This window comes from Haladaptatus sp. T7, assembly GCF_026008575.1.
GTDB classification, from domain to species: Archaea; Halobacteriota; Halobacteria; order Halobacteriales; family Haladaptataceae; genus Haladaptatus; species Haladaptatus paucihalophilus.
Window position 1 is genome coordinate 350381 of sequence record NZ_BROP01000005.1, and the last position, 18971, is coordinate 369351.

Genomic DNA, 18971 nt, shown 5'->3' on the forward strand with positions numbered 1-18971 from the left:
ACGAGCGCCGCTACTGCCCTTCGTCGGTGTCAATGGGTTTTCCGTCCTCGGTCGGCGGTGCGACGTAATCGACGAACTCCTCGACGGTCGGGTCGGTGACCCGCATGCGAACGTGGAGTTCGCCGAGTTCGTCTGGGTTGCCGACGGCGAAGTTGACCACGCCCTGAAACGCGGCCTGTTTTTTCAGGTCGAACGAGAGCGTGTCGCCGTCCCGTCCCGAGAAGAACTCGCCGCGCGCCGTGTCGAGGATTTCCTGTCGGTGGAGCAGTTCGGAGAAGTGCTCGACGCTGTGCGCTTCGGCGACGACTTCGCCCGCCTTCGATTCTGTCTCCGCGCCGGGAAAGACGTTCTCGATGGCGTCCGTGACCCGCGCTTCGATTTCGGTGTCGTTTACGGGTGCTGTGATTCGGATATCGACGCTGTATATCATCGGTTTTCACCCGCCTCTACGCTCTCCAACCCCGAAAGTCCGTCTTCGAGGAGCGCGCGAATCCGGCGGCGGAAGCCGTCGAGCGTTCCGGTGTTGTCGATGACGGCATCGGCCCGTGCCATCGCTCGGTCGAGGCCGAACCCGAGTTCACGTTCGTCGCGCTTTCGAAGGCGCGCTTCGTCGGCGTCCGAGTGGTCGCGTCCCCGCTCGCTCAACCGGTCGGCGCGGACCTCGAACGGGGCTTCGATGCTCACCAGTACGAAATCGTCATCGAAGGCGTCCTCGAACCGTTCGACCTCGACGCCCGAGCGAATCCCGTCGACGAGGACGGTTTCCGAGGTGGTCAGCGCCGCGTCGATTTGTGGGAGTGACGCCTGTGCGATGGCGTCCGGGCCGTTCTCCTCGCGGAGTGCTTTGGCGATTTCGCCGTGGTGCTCCGCCGGGTCGAGGCCCCGTTCGCGGCACGCCGCGCGGATGACGTCGCCCATCGTGACGACGGGGATTCCCATCTCCTCGGCGACGGTGGCGGCCTCGCCTTTGCCGCTCCCCGGGAGGCCGACGGTTCCGATTACTCGCATCGTCTTCGTTTTCTCGTGAACCGTGCTTAAGGGCTGTGTTTGCGGGGGAGAATCCCAACCCCTTATGAAGGCGCACCGATAATGCGGTACCGAGGGCACGTAGCTCAGTCTGGATAGAGCGTCGGACTTCTAATCCGACGGCCGTGGGTTCGAATCCCATCGTGCTCGTTCGTTAGGAACGGACGTGACGAGCGACGAGCACAGGATTCGAAGCCTGCAAGTCGCACGCCCGCGCAACGAACGGAGTGAGTGAGCAGGACCGTCTTGCTTCGGTTCGAATCCCATCGTGCTCGTCAACCTTTTGCTGCGCTCGCTACGCTCGCTGGCAAAACGTTGATGAAAAGCACCGAAAGTCGTTCCTGCTCACTCACTTCGTTCGTTGTGCGGGCATGCGACCTCCGAGCCACTCGTTCGTTCCACTCACGAGGACACGGCGTCACCTTCTGGGGGTTCCTTGGTCTGCTCGCTCCGCAAGAGCGTCGCTCTTGCTTGCTCTCGTTCGCTCCATTCAGTCGCTCACGAGAACTCCGCTCGCGGTTCTACTTCTGGACGGCATACCGCACCGCAACCGCCAACGAACCGTTTGTGAATTCCGCTCCGGCATTCAACCGGGAGCCCATCACCGAAAAAGCAGGTCACGAACTGGGGAGGAGGCCGGGAGGGCTATCCGTCGCGGCGTCGTGGGCTAGTCGAGCATGGAGTACGAAATCACGAACCAGCCAGCGTTCGCCGAACTCCTCCTCACGCTGGACGCGGACGAGGAGATTCGGGCCGAGGCGGGGTCGCTGGTCAGCCATTCGGCGGGAGTCGAAGTGCCACCGGATTCGGAAGCACTACTCGAACGCTCCGTTCTCGGTGAGGAGACGCCGTTTTCGACGACGTTCGCCGCGGACCACCCCGGAACCATTCGGCTCGCGCCGCCGTTTCCGGGCGATATCTTTCACTACGAACTCCGGGACGAAACGCTGTACGTCCAGTCCTGTGCGTTCCTCGCGGCGGAGTCGGGTATCGATTTCGAGGAAAAAGGAAGCTTCGTGGAGTGTGCGGGGGACTTCCTTCTCGAACTCTCCGGGTCGGGTCTCGCGTTTCTTTCGAGTTACGGGGCCGTCTCGATAGTGAGCCTCGACCCCGGCGAGCGATACATTCTGGACACCGGCCACGTCGTCGCGTTCGAAGGGTCCGTGGACTTCGAGGTGACGCGCGTCGATACCGTTCACTCACACGCTGGCGGGCGGGGCGGCCTCGTCTGCGAACTCGAAGGCCCGGGGACGATTTGGACACAATCCCGAAGCCCGGTCGCGCTTCTCTCGTGGATTGCGCCGAATCTGCCGGACGGCGAGTAGGCTCGTCATCGTTCGGCGTGGGGGAGACACCTCACGCGGATTACTTAGGTATCGAATGATGCCTTCGGACAAGAGGCGGAATTTGCGCCCCGCACGACGCTTATTTAGGGGGAGGTAGAACGGGTGTGTATGCGAGAGGATTTTCTCCTACTCAATCCGGGTCCGGTACCCCTCGCGCGCGACGTTCGACAGGCGATGAGCGAGCCGATGGTATCGCACCGCTCCGCGGAGTTCGAGTCGGTGTACGAAAACGCACAGGACGGTCTCGATTACATCTTCGAGCGCTCCTCGCTCGACGGAACGCCGACGACGAGCGGCGGTACCAGCCTCATCTTCAACGGGACGGCGACGATGGCGATGGAGGCCGCCGTCGCCAACCTCGCCGGTGAGGACGACGAAGTGGTCGCCGTCGTGAACGGCAAGTTCGGGCGGCGGTTCAAGCGCATCGCCGACCGCTACGCGAACGTGACGCCGGTCGCGTCCGACTGGGGCCAGTCCATCGACCCCGAGGCGGTCGCGGAGGCCGTGACGGACGAGACGAAAGTCGTGACGATGGTCCACAACGAGACGAGTACGGGACTCCTCAATCCCGTCGCCGAAGTCGGCGAAATTGCGGCGGACCACGACGCCTACTTCGTCGTGGACGGCGTGACCTCCCTCGGCGGCGACGAGTTCCTCGTTGACGAGTGGAACGTCGACGTCGCGGTGACGGACGCCCAGAAGGCCCTCGCGGCCCCGCCGGGGACGAGTGCCATGTACGCCACGCCCCGCGCACAGGAGGCTTTCGACGGCGAGAGCGCACCGTTCTACGAGGATTTGGACTGGCACCTTCGCAAGGCCGACTCCCACCAGACGCCGTTCACGAGCGCCGTGCCGCTCTTCCGCGGCCTCGCGCTCGCCGTCGGCCACATCGAAGAGGAGGGCATGCCCGAGCGCATCGCCCGCCATCGCCGTCAGTCCGCCGCGTTCCGGTCGGCGTTCACCGCGATGGGGCTGTCGCTGTTCCCCGAGCGAAACGACGCCTCGGAGTACTCGAACACCCTGACGGCGGTTTCGCTCCCCGCCAGCGTCCGCGAGACCCCGACCGAGTTCTTCGACGCCGTGACCGAGCGCGGCGCGAGCATCAGCGGCGGGCAGGCCCACCTCGGCGGCGAAATCTTCCGCGTGAGCAACATGGGCAACCTCTCGTCCGAGCAGATTCTGCGCGGCGTTCGCACCATCGGCGAGGCGTTCCTCGACGTCGGCGAGGACGTGGACTTGGAGGCCGGAATGGCCGCCGCACGCGAACAGTTGCGATAACGCTAAAAAAGCGAGATTCGGGTTTCTTTTTTCGAAGTAGTGAGGTGCTGGTGTTCAACCTGAGTAGTGGTATTTAGTATCTTTTAGTAAAATCCAGTAGAAGATAGTATTTCATCGTGGGGATTCGTTTTCGACCGTGAAATCCGCTCGGTGGCGGGATATTGACGGACGGTAGCACCGTCAGAGCGTTGCTCTGATGAGCTGCTTGCGAACGCTTCGCGTTTGCACATCGAGAAAATCTTCGATTTTCGGGACTTCGTTCACTCCGGAAGACGCGGAGCGTCTTTCGTGTCCTCGTTCGTTGCACTCACGAGGACACCGTTCGCAAGACCTCGAACGCTATCAGCACACCCCTTCGGACGACGGCTCGCGGCGGCGCCGCTCGCTGTCCTCAGGGCTGTGCCAGCGCGCGCCGGGGACGTTTGTGTGGCTTCACGCGACCCTCGTGCGAAATCGTCCACCGATGAGAGCTCCAAAACGGCGTCCGCTGGCCTCGCGTCCGTTCGAATGGTCCTACTCGTCCGGGAAGGGAACGTCGATGAGGTCGCCGTCGTCGGGGGCGAAGACCTCGCCGTCGAACTCCTCGCGGGCCTCTTTCAGGTGCTCGGAGACGTTTCCGGCGTAGCGCGAGGAGACGTGCGTGATGGCGAGGCGAGCCGCATCGGCGCGCCGGGCGACGTTCCCGGCCTGTCTCGCGGTCGAGTGGGCGGTCTTCCTCGCGCGGTCCTTCCGGTCGTCGGCGAACGTCGCGTCGTGGACGAGCAAGTCGGCGTTTTCCGCCTCGGAGACGACTTGCTCGGTGGGACGGGTGTCGCCGGTGTAGACGAACCGGCGACCGGGTCGCGGTTCGCCGACGACTTGCTCGGGGCGGACGACGGTGCCGTCGTCGAGTTCGACGGGGTTTCCGGCGTGGAGTTGCTGGAACTTCGGACCGACGGGGACGCCGAGTTCCTCCGCCCGCTCGCGGTCGAAGCGGCCCTTCCGTTCGTCCTCGACCAACGCGTAGCCGAGCGAGTTCGCGTCGTGGTCGGTGCGGAAGGTGCGGACCTCGTACTCGTCGCGTCGGACGGCGACCTCGCCGGGCGCGACTTCGGTGATGTGGATGGGAAACGACGGTTGGTGACCCGCCGTGCGAACGAGCGCGTCGATGTCGTCGCCGGTTCCGCGCGGCGTGTATATCATGAGCGGGTCGTCGCGGTCGTTGAAATCCCACGTTTGCACCAGTCCGGGGATTCCGAGGATGTGGTCGCCGTGGAGGTGCGTGATGAAGAGGTCGGAGACGGTAAAGCCGGTGCCAAAGCGCATCATCTGGCGCTGGGTTCCCTCACCGGCGTCGAAGAGCAGGCGGTCGCCTTCCCGGTTGACGAGGATAGAACTCGGGTTTCGGTCCGTCGTCGGCACTGCCCCGCTGGTTCCGAGGAAGGTAACGCGCATCGACATTGACCCCAAATCGATGGCCGACGATTAAACAGCCTTCGAAAGCGTCGCTGTGGCGGTCGGAAATCGTCGGTTGTTCGTCCCGCCGCGTGTCCGCGCCGTCCGGGGAAGGAGCGACCTAACCCGACGAATCGGCGTCTTAACCTGTGAACGGTGGACGGCGTTTATCGGTCGCCTCGTCGTCGCATCGTTCGCGGAATGGGAGAGATATGACACGAATCCCGAGAACAGTAAGTGCTGTACTCGTGTCCCTTCTCGTCGTCTTCGCCGGCGGTGTTGCGACATCGCTAGCGACTTCGGGAGGGTCAAGTACGGCACCGGAAACGCAAGTTACGAACCTGAACGATGTGACACAGATGAACACATCGCAGGCAAACGTAACGATAAACGACCAACAAAGTGACGGCGAGACCATCGTCATCTCGTCCGTGACCATGCAAGAGGGTGGCTTCGTCGCCATCCACGACCAGAGCCTGCTCGACGGGAACGTCGTCGGCAGCGTGTTGGGCAACTCCGTGTATCTCGAACCGGGAACGCACGAGAACGTCACCGTGACGCTCGCGCGACCCATCAACGAGACGGAGACGCTCATCGCGATGCCGCACATGGACACGAACTCGAACCAAGTGTACGACTTCGTTATCGGTAACGGCACCGTCGACGGACCGTACACGGCGAACGGCGAGGCCGTCGTCGACGACGCTCAAATTTCGGTGGGCCAGCAAGGCCCCACGATGGGGAACGAGACGAATCAGACGGGACAGCAGTTCGTGTTCCGCATCGAATCGCTCTCCATCGCCGAGTGGTCGTTCGTGGTGGGTGACAGCACCCAGCCCGACCGCACCGAAGTCATCAGCGGCGTCGACCTGAAGGACGAGACGGTTCGCATCAACACGACGGCGCTGCTCCAGAACGGCTCGGCGGAGGAGGTCGTCCAGCGCGGACCGAGCGTCTCGCAGACCGACGTGGACAAGGTCTCGGAGCAAGCCAACGCGGCGGCGACGACGGGCGACCTCGATACCGTCCGCGTGGTGCTCCGCGACATCACGATACAGAACACGACGCTCATCGTGGATGCGCCGCAGAACGTGACCCTTCCGCAGATGCCGGGCCAGCCCGGCGTCCCGGAACAGCCGACCCAGCAACCGCTGGACGCGAACGTCACGTTCGACAACCAGACCAGTGACGGGCAGACCGTCACGGTCGATTCCGTCACCATGTCGGAGGGTGGCTTCGTCGCCATTCACGACACGAGCCTGCTCGACGGGAACGTCGTCGGCAGCGTCGTCGGCGCTTCGGAGTACCTCGAGCCGGGAACGCACGAGAACGTCACCGTGACGCTCGATAAGCCGTTGACGGAGAGCCAGACGCTCATCGCGATGGCGCATCTCGACACCAACGACAATCAGGTGTACGACTTCGTGACGTCGGGTGGCAGCGCGGACCTGCCGTACGTGGTCGATAACAACATCGTCGTCGACCCGGCCTACGTGACCGTCGAGAACGGCGGCGGTGCGACGACTACGACGACCACGACGCCGGAAACGACGACCGCGACCGCCACCGAAACGCCGACCACCACGTCCGCGACGACGGGTGCGGCGACCACGACGGCGGCAGCGACCACGACCGCACAACCGACGACTACGACGACTACGACGCAGGCCGGTGGAACGACCACCACCTCGACCGGAACGAGCGAATGTGGGTGTGTGAAGACGACGACGGAACAGCCGACCACGACGGCGGCAGAGACGACGACCACGACGCCCGAAACGACGGCGGAAATGACGACCACGACGGCAGAGACGACCACCACGACCCAAGCGGAAAGCGGTTCCGTGGAGAACGTCTCTGACCTCGGTCCGTCGTTCGAGGTGAGCAACCTCGAAGCGCCGTCGAACGCGACCATCGGGGAGACGATCTCCGTGAGCGCGACCATCAGCAACCCGACCGACCAGCAACTCACGCAACCCGTGGACTTCCGGTTGGAGGGTAACGTGGTTCAGCGCAAGAACGTCACCTTGGACTCCGGTCAGAGCACGGACGTGAACTTCGAGATAGACACCAGCGGTGCAAACCCTGGAACGTTCACTCACGGCGTGTACACCCGTAACTTCGGTGAAATCGCGTCGATAACGCTCGAAGCGGCTGGCAACGAGACGACCACGACGGCGGCAACGACGACGGAACAGCCGACGACGACAGAGACGACGACGGCGGAAACGACGACGCAGACTGGTACGGCGACCGCACAGCCGACCACGACGGCCGCTCCGGCGACGACCGCACAGGAGACCACGACGACGCAAGCCGCGACGACGACCAGCGCAGGAAACGAAACGATGGCCGGGACTGAAACGACCAGTGCCGGAACCACGACGACGCAGGCAGGGACGACGACTAGCGCGGGAACCGACACGACGAACGCGAGCGTCGTCGCGTCGGTCTTCGACGCGTTCGGGGACCTCTTGTAACGTCCTCGGTTGTTTCTTTCGTCGAGCGTGTTCATCGGCTGCTATTTTTTGCCGCGCGACGCAACCGACCGATTCTTGTCCGGCGACTCCCTACCGATTCCCAATGGAGTCGCCGCTGTGGACCCAAACGCACGCGCCCGACCTCGCCGACCTGCCCCAACCGGAGGTACGCGACTATCTGGAGCGGGCGGTGAACGAGCCGATAAACCTCGTTCTTCACGGCCCGGAAGGGAGCGGGAAGACCGCCGCCGTGCGCGCATTGGCACGCGAGGCACACGACGACCCGGACAACGACCTCGTGGAGATCAACGTCGCGGACTTCTTCGACCGGACGAAAAAGGAGATTCGGGAGGACCCCCGATTTTCCAACTTCCTGCAGGGCCAAACCGAGTTCTCGAAACAGTACCGGCAGGGCTCGGGCAAGAAGAAGTACAAGCGCAACTGGTCGAAGCGCGAGATGATAAACCACGTCCTCAAGGAGTACGCGGGCTACGCGCCATCGACGGGTTCGTACAAGACCATCGTCCTCGACAACGCCGAATCCATCCGCGAGGACTTCCAACAGGCGCTCCGCCGCGTGATGGAGCAGTACCACGAGACGACCCAGTTCGTCATCACCACGCGCCAACCGACGAAACTCATTCCGCCCATCAAATCTCGCTGCTTCCCCGTCTCGATGCGCAAACCGACCGGTGGCGAAATCGAAACCGTCCTCCGGTCGATTCTGGACGACGAAGGGGTCGAGTACGACGAAGACGGGATTCAGTTCATCTCCGCCTACGTGAAAGGCGACGTGCGGAAGGCCATCCTGTACGCGCAATTGCTGTACGAACAGGAGGGTCGGGTTCACAGCGACGACTACGAAGTCATCCGCGAGTTCGGTATCAGCGGGCGAATCGGCGACATGCTCGACAAGGCCGAGCGCGGCGATTTCAACGACGCCCGCAAGGACTTGGACGACCTGCTCGTGGACGACGGCTACAGCGGCGAGGAAGTGCTCGAAGCCATCATGGACGCGTTCCGGCAAAACCGCTATTCGGGCGACGAACTCGCCGAACTGGTCGTCCTCGCGGCGGAAATCGACATGGACTTGGCGCGAGGAACGAGCGACCGGTTACAGCTTTCCCATCTACTGGCCGAGTTGGGCGCGTAGAAATCGGTCCTGTCCGCTTCTCCTCTGTTCGTTCTCTCCACTTTCCTCCGGTCGTTCTCTCTGCTTCTTCCCAGTCGTTCTCCTCACTACGTGTTTCGCGGACGCGCGAAAGATGGCAAAATAGCCGCCGAACTGAAACGGTCGTCAGTCCACGAGCCGTTCGATTTCCGTCACGAGGATGCCGCTGGCACCGAGTTGCTTGACCTCGTTGATGGTCTCGAACACGTCCTGCTCGTCGACGACGGTATGGACGGCGACCTTGCCGTTCCCGGCGATGTCCATGACCGTCGGCCCGCCGAGACCGGGAATCACGTCCCGAATCTCGTCGAGTTTGTCCTCGGGTGCGTTCATCATGAGGTAGCGTTTGCCCTCCGCGGAGATGACCGACTGGAGCGCCATCATCACCTGTTCGACCTTATCGTCGCCCACCACGTCCTCGCGGGCGAACAGCCGAACCGAACTCGACAGCACCTCGTCGATGATGCCGAGGCGGTTTACCTTGAGCGTCGTTCCGGTGCTCGTGATGTCGATGATGGCGTCGGCCATATCGACGTGCGGGGTGAGCTCCGTCGCACCCGAGACCTCCACGATTTCGGGCGATATTTCGGTTTCGGCGAAGTACTGCTCCGCGACGTTTGGAAACTCGGTGGCGACGGTTTTACCCGCGAGGTCGGCGACTTCGTTAATGTCTCCCTCCTCGGGTGCTGCCAACACGAGCCGACACTGGCCGTAGCCCAAATCGAGGAGGTCCGAAACGTTGCCGGGGTTCGCCTCCCGCATCTGGTCGAGACCGGTGATGCCGATGTCGGCGGCGCCGTCGCTCACGTACTCCGGGATGTCGGCGGCTCGGGCGAACAACAGCGTCACGTCCGGGTCGACGGTGTTCGCGTACAGCTTGCGGTCCGCACCGTCCACGACATGCAGCCCGGCGTGTTCGAGCAATTCCATCGACGGGTCGTGCAACCTGCCCTTGTTAGGGACCGCGATTCGCATTATCTCGGGTTCGGTCGGCCAGACGGATTACTCTTGCTTTCCCGGTTCAAACTGCAAACCGTGATAAAACGTACCGTATCGCGGACTCCAATCCACCAGAGTCATGCGAGAGCGACGACAACCCCGAGCCATGACGACGCTCCGAATCGCCGGGGGGCAGGTACTGCGACCGGACATGACCGTCGAACGAGCCGACGTACTGATAGACCAGGACGACGGGACGATTCTCGCCGTCGGCGACGTCGCGGACGCCGACGAGACGCTCGACGCCAACGACGGCCTCGTGATTCCGGGCCTCGTGAACGCCCACTGTCACGCCGCGATGACGCTCCTTCGCGGGTATGCGGACGATAAACCGCTCGATTCGTGGCTCCGCGAGGACGTGTGGCCGGTCGAGGCCGCCCTGACGCCGGAGGACGTGCGTGCCGGAACCGAACTCGGCATGCTGGAGATGATAAAATCCGGGACGACCGGCTTCGCGGACATGTACTTCGAGGTCGACGAGGTTGCCGAAGCCGTCGAGGAGGCGGGGCTTCGCGCCCGAATCGGCCACGGCGTGGTGACCATCGGCAAGGACGAGGAAGTCGCCCGCGAGGACTTCGAGACGAGCCTCGCCATCGCCGAGGAGTTCGACGGCGCGGCGGACGGCCGCATCAAAACGGCCGTGATGCCACACAGTCTCACGACGGTCGGCGAGGAGTATCTGGACGACTACATCTCCCGCACGCGTGACCTCGGCGTCCCGCTCCACTACCACGCCAACGAAACCCGCGACGAGGTTGCCCCCATCGTCGAGGAGCGCGGGAAACGACCGCTCGAATACGCCCGCGAGAAGGGTATGACCGGCGAGTCCGATTTCGTCGCCCACGGCGTCCACGTCAACACGACGGAAATCGACCTGCTGGCGGAGACGGGCACGGGCGTCATCCACTGTCCGGCCTCGAACATGAAACTCGCCAGCGGGATGGCCCCCGTGCAGGCGATGTTGGACGCGGGCGTCACGGTCGGACTCGGGACGGACGGCGCGGCGTCGAACAACGACCTCGACATGTTCGGCGAGATGCGAGACGCGGCCATGCTCGGGAAACTCGCCGCGAACGACGCCAGCGCGGTCGCCGCCGAGTCGGTCGTGGAGATGGCGACACGCGGAAGCGCGACCGCCCTCGGGTTCGACAGCGGCCGCATCGAGGAGGGTGCGAACGCCGACCTCGCCGTAATCGACCTGTCGTCGGCCCACCTCGTTCCCCATCACGACCTCGTGAGCCACCTCGCCTACGCCGCGCGCGGCAGCGACGTGAGGCATACGATTTGTGACGGGACTGTTCTCATGGCAGATAGAAAACCACTCACGTTGGACGAAGATTCGGTGATGGAGAACGCAGAAAAGCGGGCGAAGGAACTCGTCAAACGCGCTATCGAGTAGATAGCTACGGCTCACTTACGAGGGGTATTTCACGCCTGAGAATACATACTCTGTAGCTGTCATCAACGGTAAATTGAACGATCATATCGGTTTTTAAACTCTCTAGCGTTCTCTGAACTATTTATGTACAAATATAACGATGCCAAACGGGAATCGGGGTTTATGGGGGCATCCCCGGTGGAAGAAATCGCATGACAGCAAAACGATTTGCGATACTGCTCGCGGCGGCGGTGCTGCTCTCCGTCGCCGCGCCCGTCTTTGCAACGACTGGCACTGACGGACTGACGGTCGGTGTCTCCCAAAACGAGAGCGTCGTCGTGACTGTGACCACGAACGGAACGGCGGCCGAGAACGCCTCGGTCTCCGTCGAGGCGCTCAACAACTCCACCTACGCGGGTGCCGGGAGTTACACCACCGACGAAAACGGAACCATTGCACTACCGACTCCTGCGAACAACACCACCATCCACGTCGTGGCGACGAAAGGGAACCTGACCGATTCGACGACCGTCGCGCTGGTCGCGCCCGCGAACGAGGACGTCGAATCCGACGACTCCTTCGGTCACGGTGTCTCCTCGTTCGTCCACAAACTGCTCTCGGGCGAGGACGTGAAACACCCGGGGAGAGTCATCTCGACGTGGGTGACGTCCCACAACCCCGGTGCACAGAAGAAAGCCGACCACGCGAAGTCGAGCCACGACGCCGACGACCACCCCGGAAACGGTCACGGTGCGGAACACGAACAGGGACACGGAGCAGACGGTGACCATCCCGGTAACGGCCACGACGACCACCCCGGAAACGGCCGTGACAACGGCCACAAACAGGGACACGACAAGGGGAAGAAGGGCCACGACGACCGCGGTGACGACTCCGACGACGAATAGGCGTTGACCGCCTTCGGTACCGTTTTGAACGCGCTCGCCCATCTCGAACGTATGGGAACCTATCCGCCGATAAGCGAGCAGTTGGACGACGTTGAGTCCGCTCGCGCCGAGGGGCACCGCAAGATGGACTGGGCGCGCCAGCACATGCCGATAATGACGACGATTCAGGAGGAGTTCGTCGCCGACAAACCGCTGGAGGGCCAGCGAATCGGCATGGCGATGCACGTCGAGGCGAAGACCGCAGTTCTCGTCGAGACGCTCGCGGAGGGTGGCGCGGAAGTCGCCGTCACCGGGTGCAACCCGCTCTCGACGCACGACGACGTGAGCGCCGCGCTGGACGAACACCCGAACATCACCAGCTACGCGAAGCGTGGTGTGGACGACGAGGGCTACTACGAGGCCATCGAGTCCGTCATCGACCTCGAACCCACCATCACGGTGGACGACGGCATGGACATGGTGGCGGCCATCCACGAGGACCATCCCGAACTCATCGAAACCGTCGTCGGCGGCTGTGAGGAGACGACGACCGGCGTGCACCGACTCCGCGCGATGGACGAGGACGGCGCGCTCGACTACCCCGTCTTCGCCGTCAACGACACGCCGATGAAGCGCCTGTTCGACAACGTACACGGCACCGGCGAGTCGTCGCTGGCGACCATCGCCATGACGACCAACCTCTCGTGGGCCGGGAAGAACGTCGTCGTCGGCGGCTACGGCTACTGTGGCAAGGGCGTCGCGAAGAAGGCGGCGGGCCAGAACGCGAACGTCATCGTCACGGAAGTCGAACCCCGCCGCGCGCTCGAAGCCCACATGGAGGGCTACGACGTGATGCCGATGGCCGAGGCCGCCGAAGTCGGCGACGTGTTCATCACGACGACGGGTAACCGCGACGTCATCACGAAAGAACACTTCGAAGTCATGAAGGACGGCGTTCTCCTCGCCAACGCGGGGCACTTCGACGTGGAGGTCAATCTGAACGACCTCGCAGACCTCGCGGTCGCCGAGCGAGACGCCCGCGACGGCGTTCACGAGTACGAGATGGAGGACGGCCGCCGACTCAACGTCATCGCCGAGGGTCGCCTCGTCAACCTCGCCGCGCCCATCGCGCTGGGCCACCCGGTCGAAGTCATGGACCAGAGCTTCGGCGTGCAGTCCGTCTGCGTCCGCGAGATGGTCGAGAACGGCGAGAAATACGACGCCGGGGTCCACGAGGTGCCCGACGAACTCGACAAGGAGATTGCGGAAATCAAACTCGACGCGGACGGCGTGGAGTTCGACTCCCTCTCGGACGACCAGAAAGAGTACATGGGTAGCTGGCAGCACGGGACGTAGGGGACGTATCGCAGTTACACCGTTCTCACACGGTGGGGAACTGACCTTACAGAAAATAATTCTTATCAAATCGACACTTCTGTGCGGCTGGCAACGGAAACGACCACCCACATTTATCCTTCACCGTGCTATCGGCCGTTTTATTGCCCGCCACCGCCGACAATCGACCGAATGTGTGCGAATCGGAAAGGTGACAGGCGGGAGCGCGAACTCGTCAACAGGCTCGACGACACGGGATTCGCGGTCATGCGCGCTCCCGCGAGCGGGGGGGCAACGCAGCGCGAACTGCCGGACGTGCTGGCCGGAAACGGGAACGCGTTCTACGCCATCGAGGCGAAATCGAGCGCGGGCGACCCCATCTATCTGACGGGCGAGGAGGTCGAAGCGCTGGTGTACTTCTCACAGAACTTCGGTGCAAAGCCGAAAATCGGCGTCCGCTTCGACCGGGAGGACTGGTACTTCTTCCACCCGGCGGACGTCCACCAGACGAAGGGCGGGAACTACCGGGTCAAGAAGGAGACCGCGCTGGACGAGGGTGAAACGATGGACGAGTTGTGGAAAGACGACGAGGACGAGGCGTCGAAACACAGCGTCTCGGACGTTCTCCACGCGGTCGAACAGGGGGTCCTCTCGGTGGACGAGGCGACGGAGATTTTGGAGTAGCCGTCGCTCCGCGGTCGGGGGTGAAAAACCGAAAAACCGGTTCGACTACTTCGGTTCCGGGAAGTCGGACAGTTCCGACTGGTTTCCCGGACGCTCGGGACGCTGGAGCCGCGAACGCGGGAACGAGTAGCGCCGCACGTGACGCGGCTCGACCTGTTCGGGGCGAAGCCCCGACGGAATCGGGTAGAGCACTTCGACCACCGGGTCGTCCGCCGGGTAGCCCTCGTTCGTCGGGTACTCCGCGACGGTGCAGTCGCGGCCCGGAACCTCGACTTGGTTGGCCCGGTAGTCGGTCATGGCGACGACGACCAACAGGTCGCCGGTCGCGCGGTCGACTACGGGTTCGCCGGGTTCCAGTCGGCAGCGGTCACAGAAGTGCGGCCCGGCGGCCGCCGTTTTCTCGTCCACGAAGACGACCGACTCGCATCTCGCGCACTCGACTGCCTCTTTTCCCGGCGGCGGGACGCGACCTTCGTTGATCTCGATTGCGACCCGGCGGATGTGTTTGCACCGGACGCCCCGCATCATGTGGTCGGGGCAGGTGCAGCGACTCCCGAGCAGGTCCACGAAGTACGTGTTGTCGCTCTGGCTTTCGACTTCGTACAGTCCGCCACCGAGCGGCGTGACGGACATGCGCTCCGCTCTGGCGCGTTGGGACCGCGGATCGGTCTCCTCGGTCTCGGCCAGCGGCGTCAGCGATACTTTTCCGGAAGCGGCTGTGTCTATCATGGGTGCTTCCTCCGACGTGAAACCTGACGACGAAAATCGGCGCGTTCCGACCACACAGCGGTGGTTTCGACGTATTATCGTACGTGCCGAACGACCCTAAGGCTTTCACCTGTCAGCGCAAGTATCGAACGCGTTCTCCCGTTCGCACCGCGTGGTGTCACGAAATAACGACGATTCCCGACACCGACTTCGAAACGGAGAACTTTTGATGTAACCCCCGGAAATCCAGAACATGGATATCGAGGGCGATACGCTCCGCGACATCGTCGTCTCCGTCGTGTCAGTTGGCTTCTTTATCGTAGCGATGTTTATCGTCGGCTCGCAGTTCGAGGCCGGCGGCATCACGGGAGCGGGTGCGCTCGAAATGGTCGGCGTCATCACGCTCTTCGTTCTCGTCATGACGGGCGTCGGTTTCTGGCTGGCCAACCAACACTAACGGTCGCGCCAATCGGTCACGGTACCGCTTTCGTCCAGCGCATCCTCGTAGTACACGAGCGGATGCGTCACCGTCTCACATCGTTCGTCCTTGTTCACACAGTCCCCGTACGCTTGGAGCGTCGCGCAACTCGGCGGCGCGAACTGCGTCGTCCGTTCGTCCCGAAGCCGTTCGATTCGGGCGCGTAACCGGTCTGCGCGTCCCGACGACCGAACTTCACAGAGCGAGAGGATTTCGTCCGCGTCGAGTCCGATGCTCGTGAGAAACGAGACGAGCGTGAACTCGGAGTGTGCGGGAAGCGACTCCGCGTCACGAGCGCGTGCGAGCAGTGCCGACATACACGGCGGGAACAGTTCCGGGGCGAGCGTGTCGATGTCGTGGGAGAAATCGGCGTCGGTGAACGACGACTCCAGTTCCGACAGTTCGTCGGCGAGCGCCCCGCCGATTTCGTCGGGGACGGGAAGGGGAAGGTCGTCGGCGATGCGTATTTCGACCGCCGTCCGAAGCAGTTCGTGTAGCTCCGCCTGCGAGACGACCACGACGCCATCGTCGAGTTGGCGCGTAACGAGTCGCCACTCGTCGCCGAACTCCCGGGCGAGCGAGATGTAGGTCGAGACGGCCACGCCGAACCCGTCACGACGGGTCACTACGTCGTCGTCGAGGTCGAAATCGGCGAGAAACGTTTCGAGCGTGAGCGACGCGCCCCGCGTGCTTTTCAGTCCGTCATCCGGCGTCTCGAAGTCGGCGGTGAACCGCTCGTAGGCCGTCGTCGCCTCGGCGTTGGCGTACTTCTCGACCGCTCCCGGCGCGTCGAGGAGCGACACCAACATCCGGGCGATGGGGTACGAAAGCACCTCCGCCGACGTCGACCAGCGTCGCCCGTCGTCCGGCGCGCGCACGGTCCCGTCGAGGAGCGCCCGTCGCACGCGCTCCACGCCGCGCTCGACTGCCGGGTGGCGGTCGCCCTCCCCCGCGATGACTGCCGCGAGGTCGAGGTTCGCGTCCCGAACCGCCTCGCGAGCGGACGCGAGAAACGGGTATCGGGCATGGAGCGAATTCATTAATCGCCTTTTCGAGCGGTGCCCGATAAACGCGACGGTCGCGCGGTAACGCGAGATTTCCCCGACTCGACCCCCGCGGAAATCCCGCGTTTCCCCGGTTCGGTCGAATCCAATCACCTATTACCGGGGCGTGAGAAGCGGGGTTCGTGCCACGCTTCGCCTATCCGTGCCCCGACTGTCGAACGACGACGAACCTCCACGGCCCGGACTGCCGGTTCGACGGGGAGCCGTGGACGGACATCGAGAAAGCGTATACCGACATCATCGCGGTGCTCTCGGCCGATTCGGTGACGGAGGAGGAACTCCGCGACGCGGTTCACGGCCGTTGGAACGCCACGCACGTGGCGGCGCTCGACCGCCTTCGTCACGAAAAGCGGGTCGTGGAGAGCGACGGAACCTTACGCCTCCTCACCGCCGACGAGTTCCGGGAGACCGTCTCGGAGCCGAGCTTCGAGCCGATGCGGACGATTTACGAGAAGGGAAGCGTTCCGGGCTGTCACGACAACGCCGTCTTCGCCATGATCGCGTGGTACGAGATGGTCGGCCTGTCGTGGCCCGAGACGCGCGAGAACGTCGTCGAGTGGCTCCACAAGAGCGGAACGTGGGGACGCGGCGGGTTCGAGGAGTCCACGCCGGAGGAACTGGTCGAAACCAAGCGTCACGTCTACGAGGCCGGGTACGGGTGGAAAGAGAAGGCCCAGTCGGCGAAGGCGGTCATCGACCGGAACCTGTAGAAGCGAAAATCGAATCGAGTCGTTTTTCCTCAGTCGCTCTGGATACGCGGCGCGAGCATGTAGGTCACGTCACCCATGCCTTCCGCGATTTCGAAGTGAAGCTTGACGGGGAACTCCTCGCCGAGGTCGATGGACACTTCGCCGTCGTTCGGGATCGCCTTGTTCATGTCTTTGAGATAGTCGAGGCTGAACAGGGAGTGGGCGGGACCGGTCGTGAGGTCGATGAGGTCGTCGCGGTCGAGTTTCAGGTCGACGTTGTCGGTGTCGCCTTCGGCTTCGACGTAGAATATCTCGTCGTCCTCGTTCACGCCGAGGGCGATGTGGTCGGAAACCATGTCGGCGGCTTTGACCGCGCGGTCGATGTCGGACCCTTCGACGACGATGGTCGCCGAGAGGTCGAGGTCCGGGATGTCGGGTTCTTGGCGGATGGAATCGGGGTCGATGAGCGCGAGGGTGTATTCGAGTCCGTCGATCTTGATGTGGAGTTTGCGCGTCTCTTCGTCCAACTCCATCTCGATGAGTTGGTCGGAGCTGGCCATGCCAGCGATGCTTTCGAGACGGTCGAGGTTGACGCCGAGGACGCCCCCGTCAGCCTCGTAGGATTCGAATGCTTCGGAATCGAGTTGGAGGTCCACCATTCCGACGTTGGCCGGGTCCACTGCCTTGATGGTGAGGCCATCCTCCTCGAGGTGGATCTTGCATTCATCCACCAGAACGCCCACGGAATCGATCGTCGTCCGGAGCGTATCCGCGCTCACGATAGCCTTGAACATGTTGGTGATTCCTATGAAAGGGTGGCATAAAAAGTCACCCGTTCGCGCGCGCGAGGTGCCGTGCAGAAACAACGGACATCGGATAGGAACCGGGAGCGGCCAGAGTTTAACTCACCGCAGTCTCCCGATTATTACAGTAGATAATATAAAGATTTTTGATAAACGTTTTACGCTAGAAGGTATTCTGAACGTATATGTCGCAGGAGTGGCGGCCGGAAGAATACACGCTCGACGAAGACGACCCTCGATGGGGAGTCTGTAATTACTGTAAGAAGAAGGTCTTCGTCGGTGGCAAGAACAAATCGGATCTCATTCGGCATCAGGCCGAATGTGAGTATCGAGACGGGTAGTTTCCCGTCGGCGAATCATTCATTTTGGTCGTAACGGCCAGCGGCGGGGCGACGAACGAAGGGCGTAAACATCCGCGTAGACAACCGTCTCACAACGAATGGCCCGTAAAGACCACTACTACAACAAATCCAAGCAGCAAGGCTACCGCTCGCGGGCGGCCTACAAACTCAAGCAGTTGGACGAATCCGCACACCTCCTCCACGAGGGCGAGACGGTCGTGGACCTCGGGGCGGCCCCCGGCGGTTGGCTCCAAGTCGCCGCCGAGGAAGTCGGCGACACCGGCACCGTCATCGGGGTCGACCTGCAGCGAATCAAGGACATCGACGGCGTGGAAACCATCCGCGGCGACATGACCGAGGAGGAAACCCAAGAGGAGGTCATCGACGTCGCCGGGTCCGCCGACGTCGTTCTCTCGGACATGGCACCGAACATGACCGGCGAGTACAGCCTCGACCACGCTCGCTCGGTGTACCTCGCCCGACAGGCGTTCGAGACGGCGCTCGAACTCCTCGATTCCGGCGGCGACTTCGTGGTCAAGGTGTTCCAAGGCCCGGACTTGGACGACCTGCGCGAGGACATGGAACCCGAGTTCGAGTACGTTCGAACCATGAGTCCCGACGCCTCGCGCGACGAGTCCTCCGAGGTCTACCTCGTCGCCCGGAAACGCCTCACCGCGCCCGTCAGACCCGGCGACACCCTCGAAGTGACCATCGAAGGCGTGGGGAGCGAAGGCGACGGCGTGGCGAAAGTCGAGGAGTACACGTTGTTCGTTCCGAACACCGAGGAGGGAGAGACGGTCGAAATCCGCGTCGATGACGTAAAACCGAAGTTCGGCTTCGCACAGCGATTGGACCGAGACTGAAGTCCGC

Annotated in this window: 19 protein-coding genes and 1 tRNA gene; 13 read left to right on the forward strand and 7 right to left on the reverse strand. The window is 63.0% G+C overall.

The window, feature by feature from the left end:
- Positions 1-10 precede the first annotated feature (10 nt).
- The gene (locus tag OPC11_RS15650; RefSeq protein WP_264782504.1) at positions 11-430 is read right to left on the reverse strand and encodes an RNA-binding domain-containing protein; all 420 of its coding nucleotides are present in this window, start codon (positions 428-430) and stop codon (positions 11-13) included.
- Positions 427-1008, reverse strand: coding sequence for an AAA family ATPase (locus tag OPC11_RS15655; RefSeq protein ID WP_264782505.1), 582 nt, complete (start codon positions 1006-1008; stop codon positions 427-429). Before OPC11_RS15655 ends, OPC11_RS15650 begins: the two co-directional genes overlap by 4 nt.
- A gap of 93 nt (positions 1009-1101) precedes the next feature.
- Between OPC11_RS15655 and OPC11_RS15660 the strand changes: the two genes are divergently transcribed.
- From OPC11_RS15660 to OPC11_RS15670, 3 genes are all read left to right on the forward strand, one after another.
- Positions 1102-1176 (forward strand) — tRNA-Arg (locus OPC11_RS15660).
- 527 nt (positions 1177-1703) lie between these two features.
- Positions 1704-2351, forward strand: a complete 648-nt coding sequence (locus OPC11_RS15665; RefSeq protein ID WP_264782506.1) for a TIGR00266 family protein — start codon at positions 1704-1706, stop codon at positions 2349-2351.
- 129 nt (positions 2352-2480) lie between these two features.
- Entirely contained in the window at positions 2481-3650 is a 1170-nt protein-coding gene (locus OPC11_RS15670; protein WP_264782507.1) for an alanine--glyoxylate aminotransferase family protein, read from the forward strand.
- 513 nt (positions 3651-4163) lie between these two features.
- On the opposite strand, the gene rnz is transcribed toward OPC11_RS15670, so the two are convergent.
- Positions 4164-5090 carry a ribonuclease Z gene (rnz, locus tag OPC11_RS15675; protein ID WP_264782508.1) on the reverse strand — a complete coding sequence of 309 codons (927 nt, stop codon included), beginning with the start codon at positions 5088-5090 and terminating at the stop codon, positions 4164-4166.
- A gap of 353 nt (positions 5091-5443) precedes the next feature.
- On the opposite strand from rnz, the gene OPC11_RS15680 reads away from it, so the two are divergent.
- Both OPC11_RS15680 and OPC11_RS15685 read left to right on the forward strand, forming a co-directional pair.
- Positions 5444-7564 (forward strand): hypothetical protein, encoded by a 2121-nt coding sequence (locus OPC11_RS15680; RefSeq protein WP_264782509.1) that lies wholly within the window; start codon positions 5444-5446, stop codon positions 7562-7564.
- 103 nt (positions 7565-7667) lie between these two features.
- Complete coding sequence (locus tag OPC11_RS15685) at positions 7668-8717, forward strand: AAA family ATPase (RefSeq protein WP_264782510.1); 1050 nt, start codon at positions 7668-7670, stop codon at positions 8715-8717.
- Between the two features lie 144 nt (positions 8718-8861).
- Here the strand turns inward: OPC11_RS15685 and hisG are convergent, their stop codons facing one another.
- Positions 8862-9710: an ATP phosphoribosyltransferase gene (gene hisG / locus OPC11_RS15690; RefSeq protein ID WP_264782511.1), complete on the reverse strand. Its 849-nt coding sequence runs from the start codon at positions 9708-9710 to the stop codon at positions 8862-8864.
- Positions 9711-9840: 130 nt separating this feature from the next.
- Between hisG and OPC11_RS15695 the strand changes: the two genes are divergently transcribed.
- The 4 genes from OPC11_RS15695 (at position 9841) to hjc (ending at position 14018) form a co-directional block, all read left to right on the forward strand.
- Positions 9841-11133: an amidohydrolase gene (locus OPC11_RS15695; protein WP_264782512.1), complete on the forward strand. Its 1293-nt coding sequence runs from the start codon at positions 9841-9843 to the stop codon at positions 11131-11133.
- 191 nt (positions 11134-11324) lie between these two features.
- Positions 11325-12020: a hypothetical protein gene (locus tag OPC11_RS15700; protein WP_264782513.1), complete on the forward strand. Its 696-nt coding sequence runs from the start codon at positions 11325-11327 to the stop codon at positions 12018-12020.
- Positions 12021-12071: 51 nt separating this feature from the next.
- Positions 12072-13355 carry an adenosylhomocysteinase gene (locus tag OPC11_RS15705; RefSeq protein WP_026177797.1) on the forward strand — a complete coding sequence of 428 codons (1284 nt, stop codon included), beginning with the start codon at positions 12072-12074 and terminating at the stop codon, positions 13353-13355.
- 171 nt (positions 13356-13526) lie between these two features.
- Positions 13527-14018 (forward strand): Holliday junction resolvase Hjc, encoded by a 492-nt coding sequence (hjc, locus tag OPC11_RS15710; RefSeq protein WP_007976433.1) that lies wholly within the window; start codon positions 13527-13529, stop codon positions 14016-14018.
- A 45-nt stretch (positions 14019-14063) separates the two neighbouring features.
- Here the strand turns inward: hjc and OPC11_RS15715 are convergent, their stop codons facing one another.
- Positions 14064-14747 carry an SWIM zinc finger family protein gene (locus OPC11_RS15715; protein ID WP_264782514.1) on the reverse strand — a complete coding sequence of 228 codons (684 nt, stop codon included), beginning with the start codon at positions 14745-14747 and terminating at the stop codon, positions 14064-14066.
- 232 nt (positions 14748-14979) lie between these two features.
- Here OPC11_RS15715 and OPC11_RS15720 point away from each other — a divergent pair, with 232 nt between their 5' ends.
- On the forward strand, positions 14980-15183 hold the full coding sequence (locus OPC11_RS15720; protein ID WP_007976439.1) for a hypothetical protein: 204 nt from the start codon (positions 14980-14982) through the stop codon (positions 15181-15183).
- On the opposite strand, the gene OPC11_RS15725 is transcribed toward OPC11_RS15720, so the two are convergent.
- A complete protein-coding gene (locus OPC11_RS15725) occupies positions 15180-16244 on the reverse strand; it encodes a DNA primase large subunit PriL (protein WP_264782515.1) in 1065 nt (354 codons plus the stop codon). The genes OPC11_RS15720 and OPC11_RS15725 overlap by 4 nt on opposite strands.
- 146 nt (positions 16245-16390) lie before the next feature.
- Here OPC11_RS15725 and OPC11_RS15730 point away from each other — a divergent pair, with 146 nt between their 5' ends.
- On the forward strand, positions 16391-16978 hold the full coding sequence (locus tag OPC11_RS15730) for a hypothetical protein (RefSeq protein ID WP_007976442.1): 588 nt from the start codon (positions 16391-16393) through the stop codon (positions 16976-16978).
- A 29-nt stretch (positions 16979-17007) separates the two neighbouring features.
- Here OPC11_RS15730 and OPC11_RS15735 read toward each other — a convergent pair whose 3' ends face one another.
- The gene (locus OPC11_RS15735; RefSeq protein WP_007976444.1) at positions 17008-17751 is read right to left on the reverse strand and encodes a DNA polymerase sliding clamp; all 744 of its coding nucleotides are present in this window, start codon (positions 17749-17751) and stop codon (positions 17008-17010) included.
- A 194-nt stretch (positions 17752-17945) separates the two neighbouring features.
- Between OPC11_RS15735 and OPC11_RS15740 the strand changes: the two genes are divergently transcribed.
- Positions 17946-18101: a hypothetical protein gene (locus OPC11_RS15740; protein WP_007976446.1), complete on the forward strand. Its 156-nt coding sequence runs from the start codon at positions 17946-17948 to the stop codon at positions 18099-18101.
- A 98-nt stretch (positions 18102-18199) separates the two neighbouring features.
- Positions 18200-18964, forward strand: a complete 765-nt coding sequence (locus tag OPC11_RS15745; RefSeq protein WP_007976447.1) for a 23S rRNA (uridine(2552)-2'-O)-methyltransferase — start codon at positions 18200-18202, stop codon at positions 18962-18964.
- The last annotated feature ends 7 nt before the right edge of the window (positions 18965-18971 follow it).